The sequence below is a fragment of the Collinsella aerofaciens genome (assembly GCF_015670795.1).
Taxonomy (GTDB): domain Bacteria; phylum Actinomycetota; class Coriobacteriia; order Coriobacteriales; family Coriobacteriaceae; genus Collinsella; species Collinsella aerofaciens_Q.
In genome coordinates this window covers 40,348-51,078 of the sequence record NZ_JADPCJ010000016.1, presented here as the reverse complement: position 1 = coordinate 51,078, position 10,731 = coordinate 40,348, and the positions used below count along the sequence as shown (strand labels likewise).

Annotated in this window: 13 protein-coding genes and 1 pseudogene; all 14 read right to left on the bottom strand. The window is 65.7% G+C overall.

The window, feature by feature from the left end; genetic code table 11:
- Nucleotides 1–467 (bottom strand): helix-turn-helix domain-containing protein (locus I4W09_RS06370; RefSeq protein WP_196032937.1); only part of this gene is annotated, 467 nt, incomplete at its 3' end.
- 191 nt (nt 468–658) lie between these two features.
- Entirely contained in the window at nt 659–1,612 is a 954-nt protein-coding gene (locus I4W09_RS06365; protein ID WP_196032934.1) for an endolysin-like domain-containing protein, read from the bottom strand.
- Nucleotides 1,613–1,615: 3 nt separating this feature from the next.
- Complete coding sequence (locus I4W09_RS06360; protein ID WP_195445938.1) at nt 1,616–1,891, bottom strand: phage holin; 276 nt, start codon at nt 1,889–1,891, stop codon at nt 1,616–1,618.
- Nucleotides 1,892–1,901: 10 nt separating this feature from the next.
- Nucleotides 1,902–2,213, bottom strand: coding sequence for a hypothetical protein (locus I4W09_RS06355; RefSeq protein ID WP_117563908.1), 312 nt, complete (start codon nt 2,211–2,213; stop codon nt 1,902–1,904).
- Nucleotide 2,214: 1 nt separating this feature from the next.
- A complete protein-coding gene (locus tag I4W09_RS06350; RefSeq protein WP_195445940.1) occupies nt 2,215–2,397 on the bottom strand; it encodes an XkdX family protein in 183 nt (60 codons plus the stop codon).
- Nucleotides 2,397–2,723 carry a hypothetical protein gene (locus I4W09_RS06345; protein ID WP_006235545.1) on the bottom strand — a complete coding sequence of 109 codons (327 nt, stop codon included), beginning with the start codon at nt 2,721–2,723 and terminating at the stop codon, nt 2,397–2,399. The genes I4W09_RS06350 and I4W09_RS06345 overlap by 1 nt, the downstream gene beginning before the upstream one ends.
- Nucleotides 2,724–2,893: 170 nt before the next feature.
- Entirely contained in the window at nt 2,894–4,090 is a 1,197-nt protein-coding gene (locus I4W09_RS06340; protein WP_371732505.1) for an RNA-directed DNA polymerase, read from the bottom strand.
- A gap of 183 nt (nt 4,091–4,273) precedes the next feature.
- Nucleotides 4,274–4,414, bottom strand: a pseudogene (locus I4W09_RS10695) (DUF6273 domain-containing protein); the annotation flags it as partial.
- A gap of 31 nt (nt 4,415–4,445) precedes the next feature.
- Nucleotides 4,446–4,916, bottom strand: a complete 471-nt coding sequence (locus I4W09_RS06335) for a hypothetical protein (RefSeq protein WP_230318710.1) — start codon at nt 4,914–4,916, stop codon at nt 4,446–4,448.
- Nucleotides 4,917–5,019: 103 nt separating this feature from the next.
- Nucleotides 5,020–5,928, bottom strand: a complete 909-nt coding sequence (locus I4W09_RS06330; RefSeq protein WP_196032931.1) for a DUF6273 domain-containing protein — start codon at nt 5,926–5,928, stop codon at nt 5,020–5,022.
- A gap of 9 nt (nt 5,929–5,937) precedes the next feature.
- Nucleotides 5,938–6,576, bottom strand: coding sequence for a hypothetical protein (locus tag I4W09_RS06325; protein ID WP_196032928.1), 639 nt, complete (start codon nt 6,574–6,576; stop codon nt 5,938–5,940).
- Between the two features lie 37 nt (nt 6,577–6,613).
- The gene (locus tag I4W09_RS06320; RefSeq protein ID WP_196032925.1) at nt 6,614–6,859 is read right to left on the bottom strand and encodes a hypothetical protein; all 246 of its coding nucleotides are present in this window, start codon (nt 6,857–6,859) and stop codon (nt 6,614–6,616) included.
- Nucleotides 6,856–8,430, bottom strand: a complete 1,575-nt coding sequence (locus tag I4W09_RS06315) for a phage head spike fiber domain-containing protein (RefSeq protein WP_196032922.1) — start codon at nt 8,428–8,430, stop codon at nt 6,856–6,858. Before I4W09_RS06315 ends, I4W09_RS06320 begins: the two co-directional genes overlap by 4 nt.
- Nucleotides 8,420–10,717, bottom strand: coding sequence for a fibronectin type III domain-containing protein (locus tag I4W09_RS06310; protein ID WP_196032919.1), 2,298 nt, complete (start codon nt 10,715–10,717; stop codon nt 8,420–8,422). The genes I4W09_RS06315 and I4W09_RS06310 overlap by 11 nt, the downstream gene beginning before the upstream one ends.
- Nucleotides 10,718–10,731: the final 14 nt, after the last annotated feature.

Here is a 10,731-nt window from a genome sequence, read left to right as displayed (position 1 = left end):
GCACGCAATTTTTTTAGGTAGGCCACCTCGGTCTCGAGCCTTCGGCAGCGCTCCTCGAGCTCCTGCTCGCGCGTGCGCGGCCTCGCCTTGGAACCGCTCGGCCGGCCCTTGGGCTTGGGCCTGAGCGCCTCGGCGCCGCCCTCACGGTAGAGCGCGCACCATCTCTTGAGCGGCGCCAGGGACATGACCCCGAACGCCTCCATGGCGTCCCGCTTGCTCATGCCGCCGTCGACCACGGCCGAGGCGGCGGCGACCTTCTGCTCGTATGTGTACCTGGTCTGCTTGCCGTCCATGGATAGCAGCACCTCGCTTCCGAACGACCGGTATACGTAGAGCCATTGTCTCACGGTGTCGCGCGGGACCGACAGCGCCTTCGCCGCCGACTCGGAGCCGTGGCCTCGCTCGAAGAGCCCGATCGCCGCCCTCCTGGCCTCGATGTCGTGCTTCACCCTCAAGTCGACACGCATAAAAAGCCTCCCATTTCTCATGTCCAAGAAATGGGAGGCAGTTCAGTTCATGCCGGGGAGGGGCTGCATCTATCAATTTCTAAAGTCTTTTTGGCTGCCGACGCGCACGATTGCCCATCCGAGAAGACCGGTCAGCAGTCCTGCAGCAGCGCCGACAATAAAACAGATATCAAATGGATTCATATGCACACCTATCGATAGAGTTGCTTGACGAGCGCTTGGCCGATGGCGACGTTGGTGTCGCGGCCCTGGCATCCGTCCGCACCCGATGATCCGCACGAGATACCTTGAGCGATGAGCCACTGCTGGTGTTTGAAGACCGTTCCCGAACCCATCTGTCGCGCCTGAACACCGGCGACCACGGGATAGACTTTGCATCCGACCTTGTCCTGCAGGGCGCGGACGGCATTCGAGCCAACCCCGCCCTTGACGTACTCGATTACGCCGCGGTCGCATGCCCAAAGGTATCGCTCATTCGCCGGCCATTGACCGGAGATCACGCCATCGGCAGTCGTGCCGAGCTGGCATTGCAGCTCCTTGGCCATCTTCGGGCCGAAATATCGCGTGTCTCCGAGGCTCGGGACCGTATTGTCCGCGACTTCCGTATTTGACCCATTCAGTGTCTTGCCGTCGCCAAGCCAGTAGAGCGTGCCGTCCCATGGGTAGCTGTAGTACGCCTTGATGTTGGACTCGCGCCCGGTCTGGTCGCCCTTGGTGCCGGTGACGGTCCCCTTTTCAGAAATGGAGAATTGGGCCAAGAGGTCGCCGCGAGCGGATCCATAGGGAGAGACGCACACGGCGGTGTGGCACTTCTCGTTGAGGTAGATGTCTCCACGCTGGGCGGACTTGACGCCCATCTTACGCCAGCCGAAAAGGCCCGTCTTGAGCAGCTGCTCCCGCATGTTTCCGGTATACGAGGCTCCGAAGGTATTGACGCCGACCGCGCGGAGGGCGGTCACTACGGCCGAGGAACAGTCGCGATCGCCACCGGCAATAGTGACGGTGGTGCCGTCGGACAGACAAATCGTCTCGGTCGTTCCGTCCCCCATGCGGTTGGCCTGCGAGTATCCGTGACCGCCGCCACCATCATGGGAGACGAGGTGTTCCATGACCTGCGCGAAGGCCTCGCGCTGTGTGATGGCCATGGCCTACTCAACCGCCTTGGCGTCATATGCGGCATGGGGCTCGCTGTACGACATGGCACGCTTCGAGTCCGACGCGCCCTTGGTGGTCGGATCGACGATCACGCCGAAGCCGGCGAGAACGGTCAGGATGATTCCGACGAGCTGGATGAGCGACCCCTGGGAGATAGGCGCCACGACTCCGAGGATTCCGAGCACCTGATAGGCTGCGCTGATTACGGCGGCGGCCAATGCCGCGAGCGTCTGCTTATTCTTGAAGCGAAGGGCCCAGTTGATTTTCATTTTTCAGCTCCTAATCTGACCCGCCGATACCGTGATGCAGGTCGTAATTCTTCTCGACGCGGTCGAGCCGGTTGAACAAGGTGATGACCTGTTGCTCGACCTTCGTGAGGCGCTCGCCGTGGTCGTCGAGCTTGCGGTTGATCTCCTTGACGCCATCCTTGATCTCGCTCGTGTCGCCGCAAAGGCTGTCGAGCTTGTCTTCGGTCCGCTGCTCCTTGGCAGACGATGTTTTGGATACGGAGACGCGCCCGATGAAGAACGTGACAATCACAACGGCGGCCGAGAGGACCGACGTTGCCTCCCCGATGCTCAGCGCCGGCACCCTAAACCTCCTCCGCGTACTCTTCTCCGACGATCTCCTCATATTCGTCGCATGTGATCCACTTGCAGGCCACGGCTCGATGCACCATGGCCTTGGTCCAGAGGCCGCGCTCGTAGTAGCGCCTCACCTTGTCATAGTTCTTCGAGTGCGCCGCCGTGGTTGCAGCCTTGACGCGTCCCGCCATTACTGTTCACCCCCGACCGTCATCATCAGGTAGTCGATGTTTGCCGTGTTGGTCTCGGTTTGGCTGGGCTCGGCGACCTTCTCGCGCATCTGCTCAAGCAGCTTGTCCACGTCCGGGGCCTCACCCTTTCCGTAGGCGGCGACGGCCGCGGTGTAGGCGAGCTTTCGCGCCTTCCGTTCAACGTACTCGTCATCGTCGATAACGCCCGCGTCGTGCGCCGCGTCGGGGTCGCCAATCTGCGACAGCAGATCGCGCAGGGCGTTGACCTCGGCCATGGTGCCGTCTTGAAGCTCGTTGGGGCGCGGCATGTCTTCCTCAGTGTCCATGCGGACTCCTCTCTTGTCGGGGAATGTGTCGCCATCGTATTAGCGCCGTGAGATTGCCGGGCCGCTTCGATGGGCGCAAAGAAAGAAGGCGCGCCGCAGCACGCCTTCGATGCTTCTGTTATTTCGCAGCCGCTTCGCTTAGGCCGCTGCTTTGAGTTGCCGGTTCTCCGCTATTGCGAGGGCTTGCTTCCGCTTGAATCGTCCCTCGGGTTGGCCTGCATTGAGCACCCCCCCCCCTCCCGCGCGAGATTTTCGAACAGGCTGCGGTACAGCGCGTCCATGGCCAAAACGCTGCGGTGCGCGTCCAGCCGCTTCATGCCGCCGCGCCAGCTCTGGTAGCTCCGCTCAACCTGCTCGGGGGTCATGACGCCATCGGCGACCATGCGGGCCATCTTCTTGAGCTTGCGGCGCTCCCGCGTTATGGAGTCTCGGCACGGCTTCACGACTATGCGGCCCGTCTCCGTGTAGAAGATGCGCTTCTTCAGCCACGTGAAGCCGCGCGTGAGCTTCACCACGCGGGTCTTGCGCGGGTTCAGCTCTATACCCAGCTCGGCGCACTTGCGCCCTATCAGCAGCAGGCACACCTGGAGGTATTCCTTGCTCTCGTGGATCAGGTAGAAGTCGTCCATATAGCGCCCGTAGGCCTCGGGGCGCAGCATCTCGGTCACGTAGTGGTCGATGCGGTTGGGGTGGGCCACCGCGCATATCTGGTTCGGCTCGCTGCCCAGACCCAGGCCCACCTCGCCCTGTGCGTCTATCAGGCGGTGCTCGAGGGCGACCACGCGCGGATCGAGCAGTGCGTCGGACACCTGCCGCTTGACGGGTTCGTGGGCTATGCGGGCGAAGTAATCTGAGAAGTCGCCCAAAAGGATGTATCCCTCGCGCCTGTGCCGCCGCCAGTGGTCGGCCAGGTGGCGCTTGAGCAGCTTCAGGGCGTAGTCGGTGCCGCGCCCCTTGATGTTGGCGGAGTTGGCCGTTATGAGCGTCGGGACTATCGCGGGTACGAGGGCGTTCTGAGAAAGCGACTTCTGAATCACTCGCTCTGGGAAGTGCACGGCGCTGATGTGGCGCAGCTTGCCGCGCTCCCACAGGTCGAAGCGGATGAAGCCCCGGCATATGTCGCGGCCCTCCAGAAGGTCGTTCCTCGATTTGACCGCGTTTCGCAGGTAGTCCTTCATATAACGCTGCGTGGATGCCTTCCACATCACGCCGCGCGCGGCCTGCTTCGATGCCTTGCACAGGCTGTTGAGGTCGGCCACGGTCTCAAGCGTGCACGCCTTGACGCGCTCGGCCTTGGCCTGCGCGCACTTCTCCTCGCGGCGCTTGCGGCGCGCCGCCCGCCTTTGCTCGGAGTTCACAGGAGGCACCCCGCGCGGCTTGCAATGTGGCTCTGGCAGCCGCTTGAGGTATGGCCATGAAACGCGGCGAAGCCACGGAGCGCCGCGCCATGCAAGCAGCGTCCGGCCACCCTCGCGGGGTGCGTATTTACGGGCGCATGCCCGACGGTCGCGCCTTCCTTCCTCTTCGCGCTCTGCTTTCGGCCCTGGGGCCTACTCGGTCTGGCAATAAGGGAATCCGGGGCGGGGGCGAACCCAGACGTTCGTAGCCGAGTTGTAGTTGGCATTGCCGTTGTTGTTGACATAGCACACGTTGGACGCGGAGCCCGACGCAACGGAACGCAGCCACCAATTGTACCGATAAACAAGGCGCGACCGCCGTCCATTATAGCGAACGCAGGCGCTCTAGCTCGGCCTCGGCCTCGGCTATGCGCTCCTCGGTGGACTTCTTGCCGGTGACGCGCACGTTCTTGCGCGCGCCCTTCAGCAGCTTGATCTCCTCCTCGACCATGGCCGCCAGCTCCTCGAAGCGGTTGGCGTTCACGGGCAGGCCGATATCCATGAGGCACTGCATGTCCAGCATCAGCTGCTCGCAGTCCGCTATGGCCAGCGTCAGGTACCGCTTGCGCTCCAATGCGTTGAACGAGCTGTTGGGGTAGAAGCTGTCGGCGCGGTTGACGTTGTACACGATGCTGCGCGCCGTCTCCACCGTTGGCACGGCGTTGAGCAGCCGGTAGGCCTTCGGCACCACGGACGACGAGGCCATCAGCTTGTTGACCTCCACGCGGATGGCGATGGCCTGCGTGAAGAACTTGTACTCGGAAACCTCGCGGTTTCGCTGGTAGACGCCGCTCATGGCACCTCCTGGGGAAACTGGCGAAAAACCCGGCCCGCTTCGCGGGCAGGAGGCGACCGCGCAAGGCGGTCGCCTAGAAGCAGAGTATAGAGCACTCGGCTGGCTAGCCGACGAGGAAGCCGGGGCGGGGGCGAACCCAGACGGCCGTAGCCGAGTTGCAGGCGGCACTGCCGTAGTTGTTGACATAGCACACGTAGGACGCGGAGCCCGACGCAACGGAACGCAGCCACCAAGTGTACCGATTTCCGTTGACTCGGTGCGCCGTGTCTCGGAACAGGTCAAACTGGCAGTCGAAGCCCACGCTGTAGCCTTTCGTCCCCCACACGGGGCAGCCGTACACCTCCATCTCCGACAGCGAGAACACCTTGCCGATATCCTGCCAGCTCCACGAGTTGGAGTCGTTGAGCGCGCCGCTGGCGCTGTACCGCTCCTCAAGCAGCACGCGCTGGGTAAGCAGGTACTTGGTCAGTCCCTCGGGTAGGCACGCCTCGAAGGCCGTCTCCCACGCCTTGAGGTTGCTGTTGGGGTAGGGGCATTTCTGGTCGGCGGTGCCCTGGTTCGTGTTGGTCGTGTTCCACATCAGGAAGCTGTCGTTTGCCACGCCTGTCACTGTTTTTGCCACGGCCACTGGGGCGGACGCCACGAACGCGATGTGGTGGCCCTTGCTGTTGTCGCCGCAATAAAGATACGGGTCGATGTGGGCCAGCAGGAAGCGCACGGACTGCTGGGCCGCGACGGCGGATGCGCTCACGAGGGGCACGTCGATGTAGTCCCCGACGCGAAGGCCCGCGAAGTTGCCGACCGCCGCTCGCTTGTGCAGCGCGTCGTACACGCTGCCGCTGCCGATCTCTCCCGCCAGGATGGTGGCGATGTTCTGCCCGCCGTACTTGCCGATTTGGCCCTGGCGGTTGTACTCGGCGTTGTTGAGCGCCGTCTGCGCGTTGCTGCGCGCGGTATCGTCGATGACGTTGAGCGACTGGCCGCCGACGACCAGTGTCTTTGCATTTGCCATTTATCCTCCTTAGGCAAGGGTTACCGTGCTGCCCGAGACCGAGCACGTGCCGCCGAACGACACCGTGTCGCCGGACACCGACGCCTTGGATGCCGGGCAGTAGACGGTCCCGTCCATGTAGATGAACTTCCCCGTCGCGTCGGCGAGCATCGTCGCGAGCTGGCCGTTCTGACGGCGCAGCTCCGCGATATCGGATTCGCCGCCGGCGCCCTGCGCCACCGAGTTCGCGATCTGCAGCGCCTGGTTCGCGGCGGCCTCGGCATGAGACGCCGCGCCGTTGGCCGCGGCGGCCGCATTGCTCGCCAGCGCAGTCGAGGCGCTTGCGGTATCGTTCGCGGCATTCGCCTTCTGAACGGCGGCGTTGGCGTTCTCGGTGGCAGTCGAGCACTTCGCGGCGGCCGTTCTGGCAGCTCCGGCGGCGACGTTGGCGTCATATGCCTGGGTCTTTGCGGTGCCTGCGGCGCTGCTCGCCAGCGACGCGGCGCTCTCGGCCCTCTTTCGCGCCGCCTCGACTTCGTCGTAGTTTGCCGGGCGGAACAGGTAGGTGGTGATGCTACCGTCGCTCTCCGTCACGTCGAGGCCGTCGATATAGTCGTCCTCCCCGACCTTCACCTCGTAGACGGCGGACCCGTCGCTGTTGTTGGCCATGCGGATTCCCTTCCGCGGGCCTGCGCCCGCACGATAATCAAGCGATGATCCCGATCGCCGTCCAGAGCGGCGGCGACCCGATGAGGATGGCGCGCTGACCGGGCGCCGCGCCCCGACAGGACGTCGTCATGCAGATGCCGGCGACAACCGAGCCCCCGATGCGCACGTCGACGGTCCTGGAGTCCGCCGCGACGACGGTGCCGTAGGCGATCGAGACGCCGGGCACCGAAGGGCCGGCGACGATATCGGCAAGGTCCGCGGCCAGGGACGGCATGGCGCTCACGAGGCATCACCCCTCATGTACATGCGGAGCTCGATCCTCATGGGGCATCCCATCGAGAGCTCGAGGTCCATCCTCCGGATGCAGGCGCGGGCGAGCTCGATCCCGACAGACGGCAGCCTGATGGCGCACGCCGAGTAGACGTCCGCCGACGGGTTGAAGATCGCCGTGATGATCGGGCGGCGGATGACCGAGCACTCGGTGGCGAGCAGGCTCGCCGCCTTCTCGTTCGCAGCCTCGACCGCGAACTGCGTTGCCACAACGCCCTCCTCGACCTTGACCTGCGCTACGTCGATGTACGATCCGGTCGGCGCGCTAGCGGCAAGGTAGATGTAGCCCGCGCTGTATTCCTCGGACTTGGCCGGGGTGGCCGTGAGCGACAGCCTCGTCCAGCCTGGCCCGATGGCGACCGTCGCGGTCTCTCCCCCGTCGTCCTCGCGCCAGATTGGCTGGACCCTCACCTGCACCCTCTGCGACGCGTAGAGGTAAACGGACTCGGTGTACGGCTGGCCCTTCTTGAGGAATATCTTGTCCTGGGCGATGCCGATCTCGCCGGACCCCGACCCCTTCGTGATGCGGATCGCCTGGCTGATGCCGCCGATCGGGCACCCGGAAACGCCGACGGTCTCGATGGTCCCCCCGCCGCCGCTGCACCTGAAGGTCGCGCTGTCGTGGGTGCCGTCTCCGGCGAGCGGGTAGGAGCCGCCGGCGATGACGCTCTCCCCTGACGGGAGGTCGCTGTACTGGTACCGCTTCACGATGCGGCGGCCCGTGGAGACGGTCGACCACTCGCTCTGCGGGCTGTCGTCCGAGGCCGTTCCCCTGACGCTCTCGCCCTGGGTAGCGAAGTCGACGTGCACCACGTTCACCGCGTCGAAGTCGTCCTGCTCGTCGGTGAGGTCGGGAAGCACCCGGCAGTCCTCGCCCTCTGAGAAGGTGTGGTCGATCGGCCTCGCCGCCGGTTCCAGGTAACGCCTGAACAGCACGCGCCCGTAGGCGTCGGTCGACGCGCTCCTGAATCCTGCAGCGCAGAGCAGCCTATTGACCGCGCCCAGCTTGTTGTCCGGCGTGTCCGCCGTGGCGGCGATCCCGAAGACCCATGCCGTCGACAGCGTGTAGTCGCTCGGCTCCGCGACCACCTCGAGCCCGCACCCCTCCGCGATCGCCTTGGCCGCGGAGACCGCGTTTGCGCCGGCCGGCACGGTGTACGGCTCGTCGAAGTCGTCCTTCGCGAGGTCGTGGAGTCTGCCGTAGAGCGTCGCGATGCCGGTCGCCACCTCGCCGCTCACCGTGCGGGACGGCGTCGAGCACTCGAAGGTCCCCAGGCACACGGTGCGCGACGCGCCCGAGATCGGGTCCTCCGCGTCGAGGTAGATGCGCACGAAGTCGTTGCCCATGTCGAGCCTGCCGACGTAGTCCAGCGATGCGGACTCATAGGTGTCCGTGTCCTGGTTGCGGCTGATGCTCCCGCCGGTGAAGCACTCGATGGCGCCGGTCTCCAGGCCGGTCGACCGCGAAACGCGGGCGTACCGGTAGGAGGTCCTGAACGACGCGAGCCAGATATCATCCGACACCGTTGGGCTCCCTCCATCGCTCCCTCTTCGTCGATACGGACACCCTGTAGTCCTCAGGCGCGCACCTGGTGAGCGTCCCCGTGACGGCGGCGAAGCCGCGGTCGCCCAGATGGGGTCGCACCCAGGCGCTTCCGTAGCGGCCGAACAGGCCGCGGACGCGCAGGTAGTCGTCCTCCTCGATCGTGAACTCCATCGACTCCTTCATCGAGAGGTTGCCGCTCTCGAACCCCATGGGCAGGCCGCCGCCGACGAAGTGGAACTGGTCGCGCTCGCGCTCGGGGCTCGCCGAGTACTGCGGCGGGCCGCCCATGTTCCTGTCGCCCACGACGACCTCGGAGGCGTCCGGCCCGAAGTTGAGCGCGAACCCGTCGCACGGGCACACGGTCCCCACCTCGGTCGTCGAGGTGGTTCCGGAGGCCGCGTAGCCGCGCGCGACGTAGGAGAACCCGACGTTGAGCGGCGGCAGGCGGTCGATGACGCTCTGCCCGGACTTGAGGCCGCTCGCGAGCAGGAGCCTCGAGCCGTCCGCGAGCACGCGCTCGATATCGAACGAGGCGCACGGCGGGAGGCTGTGGACGGTTGCGCGCGTCCCCTTTATGGACATGCCGCCCCTGATGCGGATGTTGCCCTCGGGCGTCATGGCCATGGGGCCGCGCAGCTTGTGGTCCCTGACGGAGAACTCCGAGATGCCGTCGCGCACCGTGACGACGGCTGCGAGCGCGTCGCTGTAGGAGACGTTGACGATGGGCGTGGCGGGCACGAGCCAGTCGGTCGAGAACGAGCGGGTGACGGTCGTGGACAGGCTCGAGCCGCCGCGGACGGTGAGCTCGAGGACGTACGCGGACCTGTTCTCCAGGCCGGAGGCGATCTCGTGCGACCGCGCGCCCGCGGCGACCGATGTGTCGATGACCGCGGAGCCGCCGCGCAGCAGCCTCAGGCGCTGGTATGTGATGCCGGTCTCGTCGACAGCGGTCCAGGCGGCGCGCAGCGGGAGCTCGACGACGGCCTCGCCGTCCTCCGCGGGGGTCGTGAAGAACGCCTGCGGCGGGTCGGCGACCCTGAACACCGCGTACTCCGACCACGCTCCCCATGAGGGGTCGGCGCCCTTGGTGCGGACGCGTAGCCGGTAGGTGCCCTTCGCGGACAGGCTCAGGGATGTCGTCGACGCGGGCCCGGTGATGTGGTGCGGGACGGTCTTGCCATCGGGCCCGACCAGCTCAATCTGCGCCGCCGTCTGGGCTGTCCCGTCGGGGTGGTTCCGCGTCCAGCCGATGGTCGCCGTCGACCCAGTCGGGTAGGCGGGGTCGACCCCGGAGACGGCGGGCGCGTACGGCGGGCAGATCGTCGCCACTGCGTTGGATGCCGTCCACGCGGAGAAGACGGTGTCCCCCGCGCCCGCCACGGGCTCCTCGCGGTAGGTGCGGACCTCGTAGACGACCTTCTCTCCCGCCACGGCAGACGGGTCGGTCATGGTCCAGACGCCCGGCTCCTGTCTGTCGGCGGTAAGGGCGCGGGGCTTGTAGGTCCTGCCGCCGTCGGAGGTCGCGCGGACATCGAAGCCGCTAATCCAGAACGGGATATCGGGACCCCTGACGACCAGCGAGACCTCGCCGTCGCCGGAGCGCGATAGCGAGACCGATGCCGGTGGGGAGGGCGTCTTGTAGACGCGCACGGAGCTCGTTCTCTCCGACGTGCCGCCTCGCCAGCGCGCCCTTACGTCGTAGTCGTAGTAATTGTTTGCCGATGTCGACGTGTCGCGCCAGTTGGAGATCGTGACGCTGTTGTAGGGGTTCTCGGTGTCGCCGCCGTTGGTATGGCGGTAGACGTTGATGCCGTCGTAGTACTTCCTGGCATCGTCGTCCGGGTGGTTGACCCACTCGAGCTCGGTTGTCCCGTCGGTCGAGCGCGTGACCCTGAGGTCGGTCGGGGCCGCGGGCTCGTATGCCGGGACCTTGCCGATCCTGGCGCCCTCGCCGCAGGAGGTCGTCGCGCCGACCCCGCCGTAGCCGTTGACTGCCACGGACTCGGTGTACGCCTCGACCCAGACGTCGTAGTCGTTGTCCTTGCGCTCCGCGTCGGTGTACCCGCTGACGGTGACGGCGCGCTTCCAGGAGGAGGTCGTGTAGCCGTCGCCCGACGCGCGCCAGACGCCGCCGACCTTGACGTGCAGGCGCACGCCGTAGTAGTACCAGTCTCCGAAGTCGACGGTGGCGGTCCAGTAGATGCGGGCCGTGGTGTCGTTCACGTTCGACACGGACGTGGAGAGGTTGACGGTGTAGTACGTCACGCCTCCCCTGGTCG